At 53.3% G+C, this 20,996-nt stretch carries 23 protein-coding genes; 5 read left to right on the top strand and 18 right to left on the bottom strand.

What is annotated here, in order from left to right; genetic code table 11:
* Positions 1-64: 64 nt before the first annotated feature.
* The 5 genes from ispG to ndk form a co-directional block, all read right to left on the bottom strand.
* Complete coding sequence (ispG, locus tag JK223_RS05795) at positions 65-1,186, bottom strand: flavodoxin-dependent (E)-4-hydroxy-3-methylbut-2-enyl-diphosphate synthase (RefSeq protein WP_212713272.1); 1,122 nt, start codon at positions 1,184-1,186, stop codon at positions 65-67.
* A 32-nt stretch (positions 1,187-1,218) separates the two neighbouring features.
* Positions 1,219-2,259, bottom strand: coding sequence for a cytoskeleton protein RodZ (rodZ, locus tag JK223_RS05790; RefSeq protein WP_212713271.1), 1,041 nt, complete (start codon positions 2,257-2,259; stop codon positions 1,219-1,221).
* Positions 2,249-2,986: a type IV pilus biogenesis/stability protein PilW gene (pilW, locus tag JK223_RS05785; RefSeq protein ID WP_212713270.1), complete on the bottom strand. Its 738-nt coding sequence runs from the start codon at positions 2,984-2,986 to the stop codon at positions 2,249-2,251. Before pilW ends, rodZ begins: the two co-directional genes overlap by 11 nt.
* A 77-nt stretch (positions 2,987-3,063) precedes the next feature.
* Complete coding sequence (locus tag JK223_RS05780; RefSeq protein ID WP_212713269.1) at positions 3,064-4,239, bottom strand: bifunctional tRNA (adenosine(37)-C2)-methyltransferase TrmG/ribosomal RNA large subunit methyltransferase RlmN; 1,176 nt, start codon at positions 4,237-4,239, stop codon at positions 3,064-3,066.
* 185 nt (positions 4,240-4,424) lie between these two features.
* Entirely contained in the window at positions 4,425-4,856 is a 432-nt protein-coding gene (gene ndk, locus JK223_RS05775; RefSeq protein ID WP_029684669.1) for a nucleoside-diphosphate kinase, read from the bottom strand.
* Between the two features lie 323 nt (positions 4,857-5,179).
* On the opposite strand from ndk, the gene sseA reads away from it, so the two are divergent.
* From sseA to JK223_RS05760, 3 genes are all read left to right on the top strand, one after another.
* Positions 5,180-6,022, top strand: a complete 843-nt coding sequence (sseA, locus tag JK223_RS05770) for a 3-mercaptopyruvate sulfurtransferase (protein ID WP_212713268.1) — start codon at positions 5,180-5,182, stop codon at positions 6,020-6,022.
* Between the two features lie 68 nt (positions 6,023-6,090).
* Positions 6,091-6,840, top strand: coding sequence for an SDR family oxidoreductase (locus JK223_RS05765; RefSeq protein ID WP_212713267.1), 750 nt, complete (start codon positions 6,091-6,093; stop codon positions 6,838-6,840).
* 172 nt (positions 6,841-7,012) lie between these two features.
* Positions 7,013-7,213: a DUF1737 domain-containing protein gene (locus JK223_RS05760; protein ID WP_212713266.1), complete on the top strand. Its 201-nt coding sequence runs from the start codon at positions 7,013-7,015 to the stop codon at positions 7,211-7,213.
* Positions 7,214-7,310: 97 nt separating this feature from the next.
* Here the strand turns inward: JK223_RS05760 and JK223_RS05755 are convergent, their stop codons facing one another.
* The 11 genes from JK223_RS05755 to trmJ form a co-directional block, all read right to left on the bottom strand.
* A complete protein-coding gene (locus JK223_RS05755; protein WP_212713265.1) occupies positions 7,311-8,057 on the bottom strand; it encodes an enhanced serine sensitivity protein SseB C-terminal domain-containing protein in 747 nt (248 codons plus the stop codon).
* 62 nt (positions 8,058-8,119) lie between these two features.
* Positions 8,120-9,406, bottom strand: coding sequence for an aminopeptidase PepB (gene pepB, locus JK223_RS05750; RefSeq protein ID WP_212713264.1), 1,287 nt, complete (start codon positions 9,404-9,406; stop codon positions 8,120-8,122).
* 18 nt (positions 9,407-9,424) lie between these two features.
* Entirely contained in the window at positions 9,425-9,625 is a 201-nt protein-coding gene (iscX, locus tag JK223_RS05745) for a Fe-S cluster assembly protein IscX (protein WP_025903686.1), read from the bottom strand.
* A 51-nt stretch (positions 9,626-9,676) separates the two neighbouring features.
* Positions 9,677-10,012 (bottom strand): ISC system 2Fe-2S type ferredoxin, encoded by a 336-nt coding sequence (gene fdx / locus JK223_RS05740; protein ID WP_025903687.1) that lies wholly within the window; start codon positions 10,010-10,012, stop codon positions 9,677-9,679.
* A gap of 2 nt (positions 10,013-10,014) precedes the next feature.
* Positions 10,015-11,865 (bottom strand): Fe-S protein assembly chaperone HscA, encoded by a 1,851-nt coding sequence (gene hscA / locus JK223_RS05735; RefSeq protein WP_212713263.1) that lies wholly within the window; start codon positions 11,863-11,865, stop codon positions 10,015-10,017.
* A gap of 14 nt (positions 11,866-11,879) precedes the next feature.
* The gene (gene hscB / locus JK223_RS05730; RefSeq protein WP_212713262.1) at positions 11,880-12,395 is read right to left on the bottom strand and encodes a co-chaperone HscB; all 516 of its coding nucleotides are present in this window, start codon (positions 12,393-12,395) and stop codon (positions 11,880-11,882) included.
* A 77-nt stretch (positions 12,396-12,472) separates the two neighbouring features.
* Positions 12,473-12,796 (bottom strand): iron-sulfur cluster assembly protein IscA, encoded by a 324-nt coding sequence (gene iscA / locus JK223_RS05725; protein ID WP_212713261.1) that lies wholly within the window; start codon positions 12,794-12,796, stop codon positions 12,473-12,475.
* Positions 12,797-12,809: 13 nt separating this feature from the next.
* Positions 12,810-13,196, bottom strand: a complete 387-nt coding sequence (gene iscU / locus JK223_RS05720; RefSeq protein ID WP_212713260.1) for a Fe-S cluster assembly scaffold IscU — start codon at positions 13,194-13,196, stop codon at positions 12,810-12,812.
* 22 nt (positions 13,197-13,218) lie between these two features.
* Complete coding sequence (locus tag JK223_RS05715) at positions 13,219-14,433, bottom strand: IscS subfamily cysteine desulfurase (RefSeq protein ID WP_212713259.1); 1,215 nt, start codon at positions 14,431-14,433, stop codon at positions 13,219-13,221.
* An 86-nt stretch (positions 14,434-14,519) separates the two neighbouring features.
* On the bottom strand, positions 14,520-15,020 hold the full coding sequence (iscR, locus tag JK223_RS05710) for a Fe-S cluster assembly transcriptional regulator IscR (protein ID WP_212713258.1): 501 nt from the start codon (positions 15,018-15,020) through the stop codon (positions 14,520-14,522).
* A gap of 154 nt (positions 15,021-15,174) precedes the next feature.
* The gene (gene trmJ / locus JK223_RS05705) at positions 15,175-15,912 is read right to left on the bottom strand and encodes a tRNA (cytosine(32)/uridine(32)-2'-O)-methyltransferase TrmJ (RefSeq protein WP_212713257.1); all 738 of its coding nucleotides are present in this window, start codon (positions 15,910-15,912) and stop codon (positions 15,175-15,177) included.
* A gap of 120 nt (positions 15,913-16,032) precedes the next feature.
* Here trmJ and suhB point away from each other — a divergent pair, with 120 nt between their 5' ends.
* Positions 16,033-16,836: an inositol-1-monophosphatase gene (gene suhB / locus JK223_RS05700; RefSeq protein WP_212713256.1), complete on the top strand. Its 804-nt coding sequence runs from the start codon at positions 16,033-16,035 to the stop codon at positions 16,834-16,836.
* 560 nt (positions 16,837-17,396) lie between these two features.
* Here suhB and glyA read toward each other — a convergent pair.
* Positions 17,397-18,650, bottom strand: coding sequence for a serine hydroxymethyltransferase (gene glyA / locus JK223_RS05695; RefSeq protein ID WP_212713255.1), 1,254 nt, complete (start codon positions 18,648-18,650; stop codon positions 17,397-17,399).
* Between the two features lie 326 nt (positions 18,651-18,976).
* On the opposite strand from glyA, the gene hmpA reads away from it, so the two are divergent.
* Positions 18,977-20,164 (top strand): NO-inducible flavohemoprotein, encoded by a 1,188-nt coding sequence (hmpA, locus tag JK223_RS05690; RefSeq protein WP_212713254.1) that lies wholly within the window; start codon positions 18,977-18,979, stop codon positions 20,162-20,164.
* 39 nt (positions 20,165-20,203) lie between these two features.
* Here hmpA and glnB read toward each other — a convergent pair whose 3' ends face one another.
* Complete coding sequence (glnB, locus tag JK223_RS05685; RefSeq protein WP_025903699.1) at positions 20,204-20,542, bottom strand: nitrogen regulatory protein P-II; 339 nt, start codon at positions 20,540-20,542, stop codon at positions 20,204-20,206.
* Between the last annotated feature and the right edge of the window lie 454 nt (positions 20,543-20,996).

Below are 20,996 nucleotides of genomic sequence, written 5' to 3'. Positions count from 1 at the left end.
TAGGGCTAATACCGCACAGGAGCAATCATCAAAGAAATGTCTTCCCGAAGGAAGACATCAACCATTATTTTTCAAGCTGGCGGACATTAATTCGCTGGTTTTCGTCGAGCATCGAGGCCTTTGCCCGGATACGCGCTTCAAGCTGGTCGACCATATCGAGGTTATCCAGTCGCTCACGCTGACGGATACCATCTTCATAGAAACCACTCTTTTTATTACCGCCGGTTACGCCCAGTGTCGATACCGTGGCTTCGCCCGGACCGTTCACGACGCAACCAATTATCGAAACATCCATCGGTGTAATGATATCTTCCAGTCGCTGCTCCAGGGCATTCACGGTACCGATAACATCAAATTCCTGGCGGGAACAGGTCGGGCAGGCAATAAAGTTGATCCCGCGGGCACGAATACGTAATGACTTCAGAATATCGAAACCGACTTTTATTTCTTCCACCGGATCGGCGGCCAGAGAAATACGCAGCGTGTCACCGATACCTTCAGACAGCAGTAAGCCCAGACCGATGGCAGATTTTACCGAACCGGCACGGGCGCCCCCGGCTTCGGTGATCCCGAGGTGCAATGGCTGATCGATCTGTTTTGCCAGCAGCCGGTAAGATTCAACCGCCAGGAAAACATCCGAGGCTTTAACGCTTACCTTAAACTGATGGAAATTCAGACGGTCCAGGTGATCGACATGGCGCATGGCAGATTCAAGCAATGCCTGTGGCGTCGGCTCACCGTACTTTTCCTGCAGATCCTTTTCCAGGGAGCCTGCATTCACGCCAATACGAATCGGGATGTTTTTATCACGTGCGCAATCCACTACCTGGCGGATACGCTCATTATTACCGATATTACCGGGGTTGATTCGCAGACAGTCAACGCCATATTCAGCGACTTTCAGCGCGATACGGTAGTCGAAATGAATATCGGCAACCAATGGAACATCTACCTGCTGCTTAATCAGCCGGAAGGCTTCAGCAGCATCCATCGTCGGAACAGAAACACGAACGATATCGGCCCCCACACGTTCAAGGGCCTTAATCTGATTAACGGTAGCTTCCACATCGGTAGTACGGGTATTCGTCATTGACTGAACGGCAATAGGCGCTCCGTCGCCGACTGGCACCTTACCTACATAAATCCGGGTGGATTTACGACGGTTTATTGGAGCCTGGTTATGCATATTTTCTCTCCACAAGTCCCCGGGATGGCGTATTAATGCGCGCCAATCGTCAGGCGAGCGACCTGGTTAGTACGAACAAAACGACTTAAATCAACGGGCTGACCACGGAACTGTACAGAGACCACCGCAGGCGCACCGATTTTCACACGGTAAGGGGGTTTACCATTAAGATTCAGCTGACCGCCCTTATGCTGTAATCCGCTGAATAATTTTTTACCCTGCGCATCTGTCACTTCCAGCCAGCAATCGCCACGGAAAGTCATGGCCAGTGCATCGGTAGTGGCCACCGTCGCGTCGGTAGCGACCGGAGAGGCCGCTGGCGTGGCAGGTGCCTGGGTTTCTGCAGAATTCTGAACCGCCGGGGTCGCTGGCTGAGTTGCCGCCGGGGCTGTCTGAGACGGTGTCGCAGTCGCAGGCTGAGCCGCACTGCCGGTGCCATCAGCAGACGCTGGTGCAGCGCTATCGGCTGCCGTCGCGCTGCCGGTCGCTACAGGTGCTGCATTGTCCGTCGCGGCTGGCGCCGTATTGCCGGTATCCAGCGGGATCGCATTTCCGCCGGCAGAGGCATCATCATTGCCATCGGATAACGGAATCGATTGTTCATTACCGCTGCCCGCCGTGGTGCTGGTCATAGCATTGAGATCGGCCTGTGAGGCTTTATGATTCTGCCACCACCAGGCGACCGTCAGCCCGATAACCACAACGATCACCAGCACGGTAAATGTCATTAACATCCCGTCACGTTTTTTCCGGCGTCCGCTGCTGCCGAGGGCGATGTTATGCATCGGCGTAATTTTCGCCGCACGGATAGGAGCCTGTTTGGACAGCATCGGTAAAATTTCATCTTCCGGTACATGCACAAGACGGGCGTAAGAGCGGATATAACCGCGCAAAAACGTCGCAGCTAAATCGGCCGGAGACTTATCCTCCTCGATATCGCGTACCGTGGAAAGTTTCAGGCACAGACGTTCTGCAACATTTTGCTGACTCAGTCCTTTCGCTTCACGTGCTAAACGCAGGCGTTCACCGGTGGACTGAACTGCTGATTTTTCTTGGTTGGCTTCAGTATTCATTAGCTAAATAACGCTGGTACTGTATCGAAAGTGGAAAGATCCGCGCTAACTGTTCACCGTAACGTTTCACGTCATTGGCGTCATTCTGTCGCGCGGCGTAAAGAATCTTTAACCATAAGCTTTCTGCACTGGCAGAACGAAACTGGTGATAAATGTCCAGCAGGAGTCCGGCATCCGCAAATTTCTGCCGTTCAATGCGGCGCCCCGCTTCTGCCAGTAACTTATCTGCCGCAGCAGGTTCGGTACGGCTCACCGTCGTCAGTTTTTCTGCTGCCCGGGTCAGTTGCCCTTCATCAAGGAAGCAATATCCCGATGACAGCGTCGCCTGAGTCCGGTTGTCCCCTGTTGTTGAGAGGGTTGCCAGTAAAAAACGCGACTGCGCTTTATCATACTGCCTTAAAGCACAGAGAAACGCACCGTAATTATTAAGTACATAACCATTTTCAGGTGCCAGCTTCTCCGCCCGAGTGTAGCAGACTCCGGCCATCGCATCATGGCCCTGAGTCTGATAAAGCCGGGCAAGTCCCAGTATCGGGCGGTAATCGTCCGGCGATGCCTTGACCGCACGCCGTAAATTACGTCCGGCTGCAGTATATTCGCCCACCGCCAGATACTGCAGACCTAATTGTAAACGTATCTCTCCGGCCACAGGGCCAGGATGCGGAGTGCAGCCGGCGAATAACAATACCACCGGTAACCACGGAATTATCCCTGAATATCTGAACATCCTGCCTCTCCCTGCTGATAATTGCGATGTTACCAGCAGAGTCACACAAGGCTCAGAACAGGGATAGCCGGTTTTGTTTAAGCCTGAACCGTCTTCACAGAGATTTCTTCTCCGGCGATTTTTTTACGCATGGTCCGTTTGGTACGGTCAATCACATCCCCGGCCAACTGACCACAGGCGGCATCAATATCATCACCACGGGTTTTACGCACGATGGTAGTAAAGCCGTATTCCATCAGTACCTTAGAAAAACGGTCTACACGGCTGTTCGAACTGCGGCCATAAGGTGCGCCCGGGAAGGGGTTCCAGGGAATAAGGTTAATCTTGCATGGCGTATCTTTCAGTACTTCGGCCAGCTGATGCGCATCATCGGTACTGTCATTAACGTGGTCCAGCATGACGTATTCCACGGTAACACGGCCCTGATTCGCATTCGATTTTGTCATGTAGCGCTTCACCGACTGCAGGAACGCTTCAATATTATATTTTTTGTTGATCGGTACGATGTCATCACGCAGCGCGTCGTTCGGCGCATGCAGAGAAATGGCCAGCGCAACATCGATCATGTCACCCAGTTTATCGAGTGCCGGTACAACACCGGATGTGGATAACGTTACGCGGCGTTTAGACAGCCCGAACCCGAAGTCATCCAGCATGATTTCCATCGCCGGCACGACATTGGTCAGGTTCAGCAGGGGCTCACCCATCCCCATCATTACAACGTTCGTAATCGGACGCTGACCTGTCACTTTTGCTGCACCGATAATTTTAGCTGCACGCCATACCTGACCGATAATTTCGGAGACACGCAGATTACGGTTAAAGCCCTGCTGCGCGGTTGAGCAGAATTTACATTCCAGTGCACAACCTACCTGCGAAGACACACACAATGTCGCGCGGTCGTCTTCCGGGATATACACCGTCTCGACTAACTGGTCACCCACACGGATTGCCCACTTGATTGTCCCGTCAGAAGAACGCATCTCTTCGGCCACTTCCGGTGCACGGATTTCCGCGACCCGGGCCAGCTTCTGGCGCAGCACTTTATTGATATCGGTCATTTGCTCGAAATCATCGCTGCAGTAGTGATACATCCATTTCATGACCTGATCGGCACGGAACGGTTTTTCACCCATTTCAAGGAAGAATTCACGCATCTGCTGACGGTTAAGATCCAGCAGGTTGATTTTGGTGTTTTTCGGGGTCACGGTTACGGGGGTATCGGACACAGGAGTAGCTGCAGGTTCGGACATAATAATCTCTGGCCTCGTTGTTACACGTTATGGCGCGGTAATGGATAGTTAAAAAGGAACACCCCCACAGAAAACTCTGCGGGGGTGTTCATTGTACATTATCTGTTGCGGGATGCCATCGGGGGTGCCCCTTTCGATGACAATTTCGTCACTGTATTTTTACAGTGGATCCCCGCACCGACAGATTAACGGGTGCGTGCGCAGACTTCACCTTCACCGAAGAAGTAAGCAATTTCACGTGCCGCAGATTCTGCAGAATCTGAACCGTGAGTTGCGTTTTCGGTAAAGCTGTCAGCGTAATCGGCACGTAAAGTCCCTGCCAGTGCGTTGTCCGGGTTAGTTGCACCCATCAGGTCACGGTGACGCTGGATAGCGTTTTCACCTTCCAGAACTGAAACAACAACCGGGCCTGAAGTCATGAACTCAACCAGACCATCAAAGAAAGGACGTCCTTTGTGTTCTGCGTAGAAGCCTTCAGCCTGCTCTTTAGTCAGGTGCAGCATTTTAGCACCAACAATTTTGAAGCCCGCGCTTTCAAAACGGTTGTAGATAGCACCAATCACGTTTTTAGCAACAGCATTTGGCTTGATGATAGAAAAAGTACGTTCGATTGTCATTTTGACCTCAGTCTGAACTTCCAAAGTATGTCGCGTGGAATGGTCGGGTATTCTTATTAAAAGCGTACGAATTAACCATTCCGGCGAAGAAACGGCGCAAATTATAGGGGGCTAAGCGCTCATTGCCTATGGATAATCACACTTTTTTTGAAAAAAAGTCAGCAGACCGCCCGGGTTGGTCATTAGATGACCAACCCGGGCTGTAGGCGCAGATACGTCAGGTCCGGTCGTCACCGCCTGTCTGCGTCTTTTTATGCAGTGCCCCTTGAGATGCCCCTGAAAATCACCGACACTCAAAAAAACGCTTATTCACAGGAGAAGCTATGAGTCAGACGCTTTTTGTTACCACTGAATGGCTGGCCGAACATCAGCATGACCCACAGATTCAGGTTCTGGATGCACGTATGCTCCCCCCGGGACAGGAACTGACCCGCAATATTACGCAGGAGTATCTGGCTGAACATCTGCCCTCAGCGCCTTTTTTTGATATTGAAGCGTTATCTGACCCGACCAGCCCTTACCCGCATATGATGCCACGTCCGGAAGCTTTCGCGGTCGCAATGCGTGAACTCGGGATCAGCAGCGATAAACACCTGGTCGTTTACGATGAGGGCAGCCTGTTTTCCGCCCCCCGGGCCTGGTGGATGCTGCGTTATTTTGGCGTGGCAGAAGTGTCTATTCTTGCGGGGGGACTACAGGCCTGGAAAGCAGACGGTTACGCCACAGAGCAGGGCCATCCTGAACTGAAGGAGGGCCTGTTTGAAGCATATCCGCAGCCGGACCAGATTAAACGCCTGAACGATGTCCTGCTGGTAAGCCATGAAGGCGGAGCACAGATACTGGATGCCCGTTCAGCGCCACGTTTTAATGCCGAGGTGGATGAACCCCGGCCGGGGCTGAGACGCGGCCATATCCCGGGCAGCCTGAATGTGCCGTGGAATACTCTGGTCAGCAACGGACGCCTGTCGGATAACGCACACCTGCAATCCGTCTTCGAAGCGGCGGGCGTTGACCTGAAGAAGCCGGTGATTGCCTCCTGCGGGTCCGGAGTGACCGCCGTTGTCCTGCTTGCTGCACTCACAGAGCTCGGCCATAAAGATGCCTCACTGTATGACGGCTCCTGGGGGGAATGGGGAAGCCGGGACGATTTACCTGGCGTCCGGTAACGGGTCAGTAATTTTCAAAATCTCCGGTCATCCGAAGCTTTCCACCGCAAAAATAAAGGCAGGTATAGGTGAAGGAAAAAATCACCCTGGTGACCGGTGCCTCCAGGGGCATCGGCCGGGCAACGGCATTACTGCTGGCCCGTCACGGGCATAAGGTCTGCATCAACTACCGTAATAAGGAGACTCAGGCGGCGGAGGTGGTCTCTGAGATCCGCTCTGCCGGCGGCACAGCCATTGCCATTAGTGCCGATCTCGCAGATGAGCATCAGATAATCGGGATGTTCAACCGTCTGGACGATGAGTTTGGCCCGCTGACCGGGTTGGTCAACAACGCCGGGATCCTGCTGCCTCAGTCATCGATTGAAGATATCCGCGCCGATCGTTTGCAGCAAATCTTTTCTGTGAATGTCTCGGGCAGCTTTATCTGTGCCAGAGAAGCTGTCAAAAGAATGTCAGCCAGGCATGGGGGGAATGGCGGTTCTATCGTGAATGTTTCTTCGGCGGCCTCCCGTCTTGGGTCACCCGGTGAATATATTGATTATGCTGCGTCCAAAGGCGCTATCGATAGCCTTACGCGCGGATTATCTCTGGAAGTCGCGGCGTATGGCGTACGCGTAAATGCAGTCCGGCCGGGATTTATCTATACAGAAATGCATGCAGATGGCGGAGAAGCCGGGCGGGTGGACAGAGTGAGTGCCGCATTACCGATGAAACGCGGAGGACACCCCGAAGAAGTGGCTGAAGCCATCCACTGGTTACTTTCCGATGCGGCATCCTACGTGACCGGAAATTTTATTGACCTGGCGGGCGGTAAATAGTCCTGCAAAAGGCTGGCTATCTCCTCTCCCCCCGGGTAATAACTGCGCCGGGGAAGAAAGAGTGGCGACCGCAATTCGCCTGACAGCCCCTGCACCTCACTTTCTCCACGGGGCATCCTGTTGACTATTGCCTGCCAGAGCCTTTTTTTGAGATTGTTACACGGAGCCCTGAATGAAAACACAACCTCAATCTCCCCTGCCGGTTTACCGGCTCATTACCGGTCCTGACGATGCCTCTTTCTGCCACCGGGTGTCTGAAATGCTCAGTGCCGGGTATGTCTTGCACGGTTCACCCGCACTGACCTATGACCCTGAAAAAAAGTGTGTCATAGCTGCACAGGCACTGGTGGTGGACGCCGGCCAGCAGAAATAATGGCCTCCGCAGAACGGGGCCATGAGACTGCTGAGTCAGCAACGGTGCCGGCCTGAACAAGGCCCGGTCTGACGACAGAAATAAATCAGCCGCAGGGCTAATGGTGGACAGCCCCGCGCAGAAAACTGCCCTGCGGTCGCTGGTAGAAGGGCGGAATGTGGGCGACAAAAAAGTGGCTGACGCCGGACGACGGGTCACTGATCTCACAGAAATCAATCAGGGCATTTTCCGGTAACGTGTCCATGGCCACATGGCCCGCCGCCTGAATAATTTCATCAAGATCCGCGCTGGCCTCAATACCAATCAGAAAATTACCCTCTGCCTGCGCATCTTCCCGACACCAGGCAATAAATGCCCGGCGCACCGGTTTATAGCGACTGAAAAGCTGTTTCAGAGAGTCTGTCAGGACAGACGGAGGATCTTCTGTTGCCGAGAGTAACAGGGTCTGCCCCTCGGCCGGAATACTGATTTCCCCCAGCGCATTACCCTGCCCGCTGCACAGAGATCTCACCTCAGTGGCAGTAAAGACTTTGCTGCTTTTCAGTAAGGGGTTAAGGCACAGCGTATGGCCCGAAGTCATCGCGAACAGCTGGCTCACGGGCAGCGTTACCGCCGTCAGGCCATCGCCCGCCACTTCTGTAAACGCGGCTTTCGTAGTAAAAAAAGGGATCACTGCGGTGCCATCAAGCTGCTGACGGTAGTCAGGATCGAACACCAGGGAAGCATCCGGGGCCGGTTTACCGGCAACCCAGACATCCGACTGCATCAGTCGCCGGAAGAAGGCCGGCCGGTCTGCCGGACCCGTGGCCGCTTTTTCTAAAAGCTCGTCGAGGGAGAGTTCCATGATTGACCTGCCCTGAAAATAAAGGCAGGCCTGTGCCTGCCTCGCGAAAAAATCTGATGCTGTTATTTCAGCAACAGATTCGCCAGAGTACGCACGCCCAGCCCGGTCGCCCCGGCGGACCATTGATCGACAGCCCCTTTACGATAGGTCGCAGAGCAGTCGATATGTAACCAGCCGTGCTGATAACCTTCGACAAAGTAAGAAAGGAAGGCCGCTGCACTGCTGGCACCGGCAGAATGTGACGGGCTGGCAATGTTATTGAGATCAGCAAAATTCGACGGCAGGTGCTGGCGATGGAACTCAGCCAGCGGCAGACGCCAGAACAATTCACCTTCGCGTGCGGCACTGTCCAGCAGTTCACCGGTCAGCGCATCGTCAAAGCTGAACAGCGCATGGTAATCGTTACCCAGCGCCGTTTTCGCCGCACCGGTCAGGGTCGCCGCATCGATCAGCAGACGCGGTTTCAGCTTACTGGCATCGATAAGACCATCCGCCAGTACCAGACGCCCTTCCGCATCAGTATTCATAACCTCGACCGTCTTGCCATTACGGTAACGGATAATATCACCCAGACGTAATGCCCCGCCACTGACCATGTTGTCTGCACAGCATAAGATCAGTTTCACGCGTTTGTTCAGACCACGACTGATAGCCATCCCCAGCGCGCCGGTCAGCGTCGCAGCACCGCCCATATCCGCTTTCATCGAGTCCATAAAGGTACTGCCTTTCAGGCTGTAACCCCCGGTATCAAATGTGATGCCTTTACCTACCAGACAGATGTCCACAGGTGCAGAATCATCCCCGGTCGGGTTAAAATCCAGGGTCAGTAACACCGGCGGGCGGCTTGAACCACGTCCGACCGTATGCAGGCCCATATACCCCTGTTCACGCAGATCTTCACCTTTCGTAATACGATAGGTCACGGCATCACCGCCAAGGTCACTCAGCAGATCAATCGCCGCACTGGCCAGTTCTTCAGGCCCCAGGTCTTCGGCCGGCAGATTAATGACGTTTCTGACCCAGTCCACCACTTTCAGACGGTGTTGCAGTTCGGTTTTTTCGGCTTCGCTGAGGGCGGGCCAGTGCACATCGCGCTGCCCTTTCGGCGAGCGGAAGCCCTGCCAGAATGCCCAGCAACGTTCCAGATCCCACCCGTCACCGGTCAGTTCGACGGCACGGATCCCCTGCCCGTCAATTTTATGCGCTGCGCGCTGGATCACCGGTAACGCATCGTCGGCGGTGAGATGAATGGTCATGCCCTGATCGGTGCAGGAAAGAGTCGCTTTTTCTCCCCAGCGGGCATCAGCAGCCTGCTGGCTGAGTCGGATTTGCATGGTGTGTGTAGTCATGACATCGCTCCTTAATTATTACTCGTACTCGTCCATCCAGATTAGCAAAATTGCTTCGAGGATCTTTTCATTGGAAGCCTCAGGATTATCATCAAAATCCTCAAGCTCACAGACCCAGCGATGTAAGTCGGTAAAACGGACGGTTTTCGGGTCAGTGTCGGGAAACTGATCGTAGAGAGCTTCGCCGATAGGCCGGCTGTCGGTCCATTTCAGTGACATAATTATTCCTCAGAAACAACACGGGCCGGAATCCTCCGGCCCGTGCGGGGATCAATGTTCCCGTGCGTGGTTAATGGTGTAACGCGGGAATTCAACCACCAGGTCTTCATCCGTCACACGCGCCTGACAGCTCAGGCGGCTGTCGGGCTCCAGGCCCCAGGCCTTATCCAGCATATCATCTTCATCTTCGCTGCTTTCTGCCAGTGAATCAAATCCTTCACGGACCACACAGTGGCAGGTCGTACAGGCGCAGGATTTTTCGCAGGCATGTTCGACTTCAATACCATTGCGCAGCGCCACATCCAGGATAGTCTCTCCCGGGGTGGCATCATAGACACCGCCTTCCGGCAGCAGATCTTTATGGGGTAAAATTACAATCTTAGGCATGCTTAAACCTCATCCACAGAGTGTCCGGTCAGCGCGCGACGGATAGAATTATCCATACGGCGTGCCGCAAACTCCTGAGTCACGTGATCCAAATGTTTTATTCCGGCAGCAATCTGCGCCTCATTTTTATTTTCCAGCGAGTCACGCAGTGCCTGCTGTGCTTCGCGGATGGAATGCAGTTCCTGCTCTGAAAGGAGAGACTGGTCCTCACTCAGTGCACCTTCAAGACTTTCCAGTACCCGAAGTGCATCGACTTTTTTCTCTGCCAGCTGACGGGCTTCCACATCATCGCGAGCATAGGTCATAGAGTCGGTGATCATGGTCGCGATTTCATTTTCAGTCAGCCCGTAGGACGGTTTAACCTGAATAGAGGCTTCCACGCCGGTAGATTTTTCCATCGCAGTGACACTCAGCAACCCGTCAGCATCCACCTGGAAGGTGACGCGGATATGTGCACCCCCGGCCGGTAATGCAGGGATGCCCCGTAATGCAAAACGGGCCAGAGAACGGCAATCGCTGACCAGCTCACGCTCTCCCTGAACCACGTGGATACTCATCGCCGTCTGCCCGTCTTTAAAGGTGGTAAATTCCTGAGCACGTGCGACAGGGATAGTCGTGTTGCGCGGGATCACCTTTTCGGTCAGGCCACCCATGGTTTCCAGTCCCAGGGAAAGCGGGATCACATCCAGCAGCAGCATTTCACTGTCGGGTTTGTTGCCGGCCAGAATGTCGGCCTGGATGGCAGCGCCCAGCGCCACGACGCGATCCGGGTCAATAGAGGTCAGAGGTTCACGGTCGAAGAACTCCCCCACACTCTGCCTTACAGCTGGCGTGCGGGTTGAGCCACCGACCATCACCACTTCCATCACTTCATCGACACTGACACCCGCATCTTTCAGGGTACGGCGACAGGCAACCAGCGTCTTTTTCAGCAGCGGTGCAATCAGGGCTGTAAACTGTTCACGGGTTACCTCACCCTGCCAGCCTGCGACACGGACGGTCGTCGTTTCAGTATCACTCAGCGCAATTTTAGCCGCCGTGGCAGCATCAAGGATTTCACGCTGAACACCGGCATCACTGACATCAGTGATACCGGCCTGCTGACTTATCCACTCCGCCAGCAATTGATCGAAATCATCGCCGCCGAGCGCGGAATCCCCGCCGGTCGCGAGCACTTCAAACACGCCCCGGCTCAGACGCAGGACGGAAATATCGAACGTGCCGCCGCCTAAGTCATAGACGGCAATAATGCCTTCTTTGCCCGAGTCCAGACCATAGGCCACCGCCGCCGCGGTCGGTTCATTCAGCAGGCGCAGAACATGTAATCCGGCCAGCCGGGCCGCATCTTTGGTTCCCTGGCGCTGGGCATCATCGAAATAGGCCGGCACCGTGATAACCACACCGTCAAGTTCACCGCCCAGTGATTCCCGCGCGCGGTTCGCCAGCTCATGAAGAATATCCCCGGACACGCGGATAGGATTTACCTGGCCTGACGGGGTTTCCATCATCGGTAAACCATTTTCACTGGCAGTAAACAGATATGGCAGATGCGGGTAACGCTGGCGGATATCGGCCAGCGAACGGCCGATCAGGCGTTTGACTGAACTGAAGGTATGACGCGGGTCACGGGCTGCCTGCGCGCGGGCATCCCAGCCCACACGGGTCTGCGTTGCCTGGTAGTGGACAACCGAGGGCAACAGATGCCGGCCTTTGTCATCTGGCAACGTTTCTGCCAGTCCGCTGCGGACTGTCGCGACCAGAGAGTGGGTGGTTCCGAGGTCAATACCCGCCGCCAGCCTGCGCTGATGGGGGGCTGCGCTTAACCCGGGTTCACTGATTTGTAATAACGCCATAACGAGCTTCCCGTTTAAAAATCCAGCAGTTTTTCTTCCAGCTTTTCTGCTTCGACCCGCAGTTTAGCGAGAAATCTTAGCTTACGCACGGTATCTGCCGCTTCCGGCCACTGCTGATCAGCAAACTGCTGACGCATCAGCTGACTGCGTTGCTTTTCCATAGAGTCCAGCCGATGGAAATAAGGCGTCAGTGCATCGCTATTATTTTGCTGCTCAATGTGTTCAAGCTCTTCCCGCAGTTCGAGCTGTTCCATCAGAAAGGCCGTATCACGCAGGGTATGTTGTTCATTATTAATATCGAACCCATGAAGTGACAACAGATATTCTGCCCGGGAAAGAGGCTTGCGCAGGGCCTGGTAGCCCTGATTGATGGTTGCGGCATGCTGCAAGGCCTTCAGCCGTTCGGCTTCCGGGGCGGTCGCAAACCTGTCAGGATGGTACTGACGCTGCAGAGACTGAAACTTGTCAGACAGCGCTGTCGTGTCAAGTTCGAAAGATTCTGGCAAATCAAACAGGGTAAAATAATTCATAACCGGTCCGAAGCGTGGAATTAATAAAAAAAACGCCCCAGCAGGCTGGGGCAGATATTCAGAGTATGATACAGAGATTATACGTTGAAACTCTCGCCGCAACCGCACTCGTCTTTCACATTAGGATTGTTGAATTTAAAGCCTTCATTCAGGCCTTCTTTTACAAAATCCAGTTCTGTACCATCGAGGTAGACAAGGCTTTTGCCATCAACAACGACTCTGACGCCCTTCTCTTCAAACACAGTATCTTCAGGATGGGGTTCATCCACAAATTCGAGGACATAAGCCATGCCCGAACAACCTGATGTTCTGACACCTAACCGTAAACCGTAACCGGAACCACGATTCGCCAGAAAAGAACTGACGCGGGCTGCCGCTGAATCGCTCAGGGAAATCGCCATCTCTCACCCTCGCTTACTTGTCGGTTTTCTTACTCTTATAGTCAGCAATTGCTGCTTTAATCGCATCTTCAGCCAGGATAGAACAGTGGATTTTCACTGGCGGTAATTCCAGCTCTTCCGCGATCTGCATGTTGGAAATACTCTGCGCTTCATCCAGAGACTTCCCTTTTACCCATTCAGTGATCAGTGAGCTGGAAGCAATAGCTGAACCACATCCGTAAGTTTTGAAACGGGCATCTTCGATAATCCCGGTATCACTGACCTTGATCTGCAGTTTCATTACGTCGCCACAGGCAGGTGCACCCACCATGCCGCTACCGATGTTCGGATCCGTATTATCAAACGAACCAACGTTACGTGGGTTTTCGTAGTGATCGATTACTTTTTCGCTATAAGCCATTTTTTTATTCTCCTGAAGACTATTAGTGATGCGCCCATTCAATGCTATTCAAATCCACACCCGCTTTAAACATTTCCCACAACGGAGAAAGGTCACGCAGACGGCCGATAGATTTGCGTACCAGATCAATGGCGTAGTCGATCTCTTCTTCAGTCGTAAAACGTCCTAAAGAGAAACGAATCGAACTGTGAGCCAGTTCATCGTTCATTCCCAGGGCACGCAGCACATAAGAAGGTTCCAGACTGGCTGAGGTACAGGCAGAACCGGAAGATACAGCCAGGTCTTTCAGGGCCATGATCAGTGATTCACCTTCCACGTAGTTAAAGCTGATGTTCAGGATATTCGGCGCACCGTTCTCCAGATCACCGTTTAAATACACCTCTTCCATATCCTTAACGCCATTCCACAGACGGTCACGAAGTACCCGCAGACGGGCCATTTCGCTGTCCATTTCTTCTTTCGCTATGCGGTAGGCTTCACCCATACCAACAATCTGATGCACGGCCAGTGTACCTGAGCGCATACCACGCTCATGACCGCCACCGTGCATCTGAGCTTCCAGACGGATACGTGGCTTACGGCGAACATAAAGTGCACCAATGCCTTTCGGTCCGTACAGTTTGTGCGCGGAGAAAGACATTAAATCAACTTTCAGCTGACTCAGGTCAATAGGGAGTTTACCGACGCTCTGCGTGGCATCAACATGGTAGATAATGCCGCGCGCACGGCACATTTCGCCGATCGCCGCGATATCCTGAACCACGCCAATTTCGTTATTCACATGCATGATTGACACCAGAATAGTGTCTTCACGCATGGCCGCTTCAAGCGCAGCCAGGTCAATAATACCGTTGGTCTGAGGCGTCAGGTAGGTCACTTCAAACCCTTCCCTTTCCAGCTGACGACAGGTATCCAGCACCGCTTTATGTTCAGTTTTACAGGTAATAATGTGCTTACCTTTCTTCTGATAAAACTGTGCCGCCCCTTTGATAGCCAGGTTATCGGCTTCAGTGGCACCTGAGGTGAAAACGATTTCACGCGGGTCAGCGCCCACCAGCTCAGCAATCTGGTTGCGGGCAATATCAACTGCCTCTTCAGACTGCCAGCCAAAGCGGTGAGAACGGGAAGCTGGGTTACCAAAAACCCCATCCAGGGTCAGGTACTGCATCATTTTCTCAGCAACGCGTGGATCCGCTGGCGTAGTCGCAGAGTAATCCAGATAAATCGGTAATTTCATTGCTCTTAAACTCCGTACATCACTTCAATGCAAAATTTATGGTCGGACGGTCAAGGATCAGCCGGCCAATCACAGATTAATTATAATTAGCTGTAGGCTCGCAGTTTGACGTCAATCGCCTCAGGGATACGGTTATCACGGAAACGTCGGTTATCATTATTTTGACGGTCCGCTACCTTCAGAATGTCCTGGTTATTCACCAGTTCAGCCAGAGTAATATTATTCAGGAAGTCGCTGATGCGGTCGCTCAGATCGCGCCACAGCACGTGCGTCAGACAGCGTTCACCGCCCTGACACCCTTCTTTCCCCTGGCATTTAGTGGCATCGACAGACTCGTCAACCGCAGTAATGACAGTACCGACAGCGATTTCGCCGGCTTCTTTACCCAGTAAGTAACCCCCGCCTGGCCCGCGGACACTGGAGACCAGTCCGTTTTTACGCAGGCGGGAAAATAGCTGCTCAAGGTAGGAAAGAGAAATACCCTGACGTTCAGAAATATCGGCCAAAGGCACCGGGCCTTCATTGGAATGAAGTGCCACGTCCAACATGGCAGTGACAGCATAACGCCCTTTGGATGTCAGTCTCATCGTTACACGACCTCGATCAGTATCCGGTTACCGGAGTGTTAATAAAGTTCATGAGAATAAGTCTGACATTCCCGAGTGATTTGGTCAACTATTTAACCGGGTAAATTACTCAGGTATTTAACCTAACGTGTGCTGCTGGCCGCATCCCTTGCTATCACTGGTTTTCCTTATCCATTTTTTCGAAGGATGAGAGCATTCCGCGCAGAATATTAAGCTCATCACGCTCCGGGCGGGCGCGGGTAAACAGACGACGCAGTTTAGTCATGACCTGACCTGGCTGATCCTTACGAATAAAGCCACTGTTCAGCATCATCTTTTCCAGATGCACATAGAAACGTTCCAGGTCATCCACCAGCGGATACGGTGATTCCGCATACTGAGGAGCCGGCTCTGCGGCTTCCTGCGCCTGCAGCCAGGCCATACGCACTTCATAGGCAATCAGCTGCACGGCCATCGCCAGGTTCAGCGAGCTGTATTCCGGATTGGCCGGAATAGCCACATGGTAATGACACTTCTGTAATTCTTCGTTGGTCAGACCGACACGCTCACGGCCGAACACCAGTGCCACCGGAGCCTGCTGACCTTCTTCCACGCTTTTTACACCACACTCCCTGGCATCGAGCATCGGCCACGGCAATGAACGGGAGCGCGCACTGGTACCGACCACCAGGCTGCATCCGGCAATGGCTTCATCCAGTGAGTCCACAATCGAAGCATTACCGATCAAATCGCTGGCCCCGGCAGCCAGGGAAATGGCCTGGGAATCCGGTTTAATCAACGGATTGACCAGATAGAGATTCGAAAGACCCATGGTTTTCATGGCGCGGGCAACGGAGCCCATATTCCCGGTGTGAGAGGTCTCGACCAGGACAATACGAATATTCTGCAACATAGATTGGAAGCCAGTGTAAAAATGTATAGGAGGATATTAACATAAAAAGAGACATTGTCTGAACACACTGCTATACTTCGAGCCGTTTTTTCGTTCTTTAACATCCAGTGGGAATAACTGATGCATCCGATGCTGAACATTGCCGTGCGCGCTGCGCGCAAGGCCGGTAATTTAATCGCCAAAAATTACGAAACCCCTGACGCGGTTGAAACCAGTCAGAAAGGCAGTAACGACTTTGTCACCAATGTTGACCGTGACGCGGAACGCCTGATTATTGAGGTAATTCGTAAATCTTACCCTCAGCACACCATCATCACCGAAGAAAGCGGTGAGCTGGCTGGCGAAGACAAGGATGTTCAATGGGTTATTGATCCACTGGATGGTACGACCAACTTCATCAAACGCTTCCCTCACTTTGCCGTGTCTATCGCCGTACGCATTAAAGGCCGTACCGAAGTTGCCGTGGTTTATGACCCGATGCGCAATGAACTGTTCAGTGCCGCGCGCGGTCAGGGTGCACAGCTGAACGGTTACCGTTTACGCAGCAGCACTGCGCGTGATCTGGACGGGGCTATTCTGGCGACCGGTTTCCCGTTCAAAGCAAAACAACACTCCGTGCCTTTTATCAATGTCGTAAGCAAACTGTTTACTCAGTGTGCTGACTTCCGTCGTACCGGTTCTGCGGCACTGGATCTGGCCTATGTTGCCGCAGGCCGTACCGATGGTTATTTTGAAATCGGTCTGAAACCATGGGATTTTGCTGGCGGCGAACTGCTGGTCCGTGAAGCGGGCGGCCTGGTCACCGACTTTACCGGCGGTCATGGTTACCTGCAATCAGGCAACATCGTCGCCGGTAACCCGCGTGTTGTTCGCGCAATCCTGGCTTCTATGCGTGATGAATTAAGCGAAGCGTTAAAACGCTAAGCTCCCCTCCCCGGGCCGCCGCGCCCGGGGAGTATTCCGTCAGATTTCCGCAGTGCCCTTCAGTTATTACATTTTTCACAGGCATCGGCCTCCCCGCCGGGTTATTCCTTTACTGCCTCAGGCATTCCTTATCCCCGGGTTTTCGTCCCTGGCAGAGTCCCTCTCCCCCGTACCGCAGTGACAGTCACCCGAGCCACACTCAGACAAAAAAGCCGGCAGACAAAATGCCTGCAATCCGGCGTCCCTGAATTTCCACCCAAGGCGTGCAGGAATAACCGGTGACCGATCACAGTAAAACCGCTCTGTTATTTCAGCATTCTGCAGGAAAGTCAGCGGAATACAATGGACAGGCGTCACTTCACAAGAGTATGTCGTCGGAGATAGCAGAGGGTCGGATCATCAGGATATTCTGAGATACCGGCGTCAGTGCAGGTATATGGCAGGCAGGATTGGCAGAGACAACGATATCATGCTTCACTGAATACGGCGTCTGAACAGAGAAAGGCGACCTCTGGCCGCCTTTCTCTGTTCAGACGCCGGTCAGACCGGCGTTAGTCGTCTCAGGCATAGACCGGCAGACGGGCACAGATTTCCAGCACTTTACCTTTCACGCGCTCGATAGTGGCTTCATCGTTGATATTGTCCAGAATATCAGCAATCCAGCCAGCCAGTTCACGCACGTCCGCTTCGTTGAAACCACGACGGGTCACTGAAGGGGTACCGATACGAATACCGGAAGTGACAAACGGGCTCTTCGGATCGTTAGGAACGCTGTTTTTGTTAACCGTGATGTTGGCACGGCCCAGCGCTGCATCGGCCTCTTTACCGGTCAGATTTTTGTCGACCAGGTCCAGCAGGAACAGGTGGTTGTGAGTGCCACCGGAAACGATGTTGTAGCCACGGGCCAGCAGGACTTCGACCATCGCTTTCGCATTAACAGCGACCTGCTGCTGATAGGCTTTAAATTCCGGCTCCATCGCTTCTTTCAGCGCGACCGCTTTACCCGCGATCACATGCATCAGAGGGCCACCCTGACCGCCAGGGAACACTGCTGAGTTCAGTTTCTTATACAGGTCTTCATCACCGCCTTTCGCCAGGATCAGTCCGCCACGCGGGCCTGCCAGGGTTTTGTGGGTAGTGGTGGTGACGATATGTGCATGAGGTACCGGGTTCGGATAAACATCCGCAGCCACCAGGCCCGCGACGTGAGCCATATCGACAAACAGCCATGCACCAATGCTGTCTGCAATTTCGCGCATTTTTGCCCAGTCACAGACACCGGAATACGCAGAGAAACCGCCGACAATCATTTTAGGCTGATGCGTTTTGGCCAGTTCAGCCAGCTCTTCATAGTCTATCTTGCCGCTGTCATCGATACCGTAAGGGACAACGTTATAGAGTTTACCGGACAGGTTTACCGGAGAGCCGTGTGTCAGGTGACCACCGTGCGCCAGGTTCATCCCCAGAATGGTATCACCCGGCTGCAGCAGTGCGGTGTAAACAGCAAAGTTAGCCTGTGAGCCACTGTGTGGCTGAACGTTAGCGTAATCTGCACCAAACAGCTCTTTAGCACGATCGATCGCTAACTGCTCTACGATATCGACGTATTCACATCCGCCGTAATAACGCTTACCAGGATACCCTTCTGCGTATTTGTTGGTGAGCTGTGAACCCTGAGCCTGCATTACGCGTGGGCTGGTGTAGTTTTCTGAAGCAATTAATTCAATGTGCTCTTCCTGACGCACTTTCTCCTGCTCCATCGCCTCCCACAGTGGGGCATCATAATCGGCTATGTTCATCTCTCGCTTTAACATCCGCATCTCCTGACTCAGCTAACTTAAAAACGGCAATTTAACACCCATCGGCGGGTAACGGCCCACAGTGTAAACTCTTTTCCGGGAGGACGGTAGCCGGAATACACTCTTTTTACGCAAACGATTGGCATACCGACAGCATGCGGGTTACCTGCTGAAATGAAAGTGCTTTTTTAACTGATATTTTTTCATCTGCGACCACGATTTATTTCATATTGCAGGAAGGAATAACGATAAAAAACAAATACCCCTGTTTACTTTACGGGTAACGGGTAATAACATGCATTTTAAATGCATGTTATTACAACCCCGCGAAGGAACACCCCATGCTTGATGCGAAAACTATTGCACTGGTCAGAGAAACCCTCCCCGCCATCGCGGCCGCCGGCCCGGCGGTCACACAGCATTTCTATCAGCGTATGCTGAGCCATAACCCGGAACTGAAAGATATCTTCAATATGAGCAACCAGGCCAGCGGCCGTCAGCCGGAAGCCTTGTTTAAAGCACTTTGCGCTTACGGCAGTCATCTGGATACCCCGGAAGCCCTGCTCCCTGCCGTCAAAAAAATTGCCCAGAAACATGTCAGCTTGTCGATTCAGCCGGAACAATATGCCATTGTCGGTGAACATTTACTGGGTACGATCCGGGAGCTGCTGGATCCTGGCAACGAGGTTCTGGCGGCCTGGGCGGAAGCCTACGGTGTCCTGGCAGATATCTTTATCAACCGTGAAGAGCAGATTTACGCACAGCATGAACAGCTGTCCGGCGGCTGGCGCGGAACCCGCGATTTTGTGATCAATGAGATTAAGCAGGAAAGCGAGGTGATTAAGAGTTTCGTACTGACCCCGGCAGACGGGCAGCCCGTTTCAGAGTTTACCGCCGGGCAATTTGTCGCGCTATATCTTAAACCGGAAGGATTTACCCACCGCCAGATCCGGCAGTATTCACTGACCCGAAACCCGGACGGTAAGAGCTATCGCATCGCCGTCCGTCGCCAGCCGCAAGGACAGGTCTCAGAATGGTTACATCGTCAGGCAAAATGCGGTGACCGGGTGTCACTTTCGGCACCGTCCGGCGATTTCCAGCTGGACAGTTCGCTGTTTCCGGCACCGATCACTCTCATTTCTGCGGGGTCCGGACAGACACCGTTGCTGGCCATGCTGCATGCGCTGGCGAAACATCAGTATCCGGCGCGGGTTAACTGGTGGCATGCCGCACACAATCGTGCAGAACATGCATTCGGTGAAGAAGTCACACAGGTGGGCACGACGCTGGAGTCTTTCCGTGAGGTCATCTGGTATAAACAGCCCGACGGTGCACTGGCGGACAGCCGTTACCGTTCAGGTCTGATCAATATTACACAGGCAGGTAGCGCGCTCGATAACCCGCAGTGCCACTATTTTGTCTGTGGTCCGACAGGGTTTATGCAGTCTGTCATCCATCAGTTAACCGAAGCCGGCGTCAGTCAGTCGCATATTCATTATGAACTGTTTGGCCCGCATCAGGATCTCTGAGCTGTTCAGCGGGCCACCCTGTTGCGGTGGCCCGGGGGATCAGATAGCTTCTTCGTCTTCTTCACCGGTACGGATACGTACTACCCGTGCCACGTCGAACACAAAAATCTTACCATCACCGATTTTACCGGTCTGTGCGGTACGCATAATCGTTTCCACACAGGTATCGACGATATCGTCGGCAATCACTAATTCAATTTTTACCTTCGGCAGAAAATCGACCATATATTCTGCGCCACGGTATAACTCGGTATGTCCCTTCTGACGCCCAAAGCCCTTCACTTCTGTCACTGTCATGCCGGTGATGCCGACTTCTGCCAGCGCTTCACGGACATCATCCAGTTTGAAGGGTTTAATAATCGCATCAATTTTTTTCATAGCTGAACCTTTTTCGCTTTCATCTGTGACGCCAGGGTCATTTCCCGGAGGTTAGTGCGCTCACCGGTGTGTCCGGTAAAAAATAAACGCGTGCAACTTACCTTGTAAAATCGTCCGCGTCCAGTTTCTCTCCGGCATCCGGGATCCGTATTAGCGGCACCGGGCGCTTTCCGCTGCCATATGCACGGTTCGTCTGGCTCACGCGGCCGTCCCCGGTCCACAGACCGAATGCCGGTAACGGCCTTCAGGGTAAGTTTCCGCATCGTTTTAATCATGGCACTCTTTAACCGGAAGATCCTCTGCCGGGGGAAATTCCGCGCAGCTCCTCTGTTATCGGATAATCACGTTCAACCGACTCCTGCTGTACAGACCGGATGCGGTATCACAACCTGCCGCGCACCCGCCCGGATATCCTGAGGCCCTGCCAGTAAAAAAGCGCCCCGCAGGGCGCTTT

The organism is Tatumella sp. JGM118 (genome assembly GCF_018257515.1).
GTDB classification, from domain to species: domain Bacteria; phylum Pseudomonadota; class Gammaproteobacteria; order Enterobacterales; family Enterobacteriaceae; genus Tatumella; species Tatumella terrea.
Note: the sequence above shows the minus strand (reverse complement) of the source record. Positions and strands in the feature narration are given on the sequence as shown.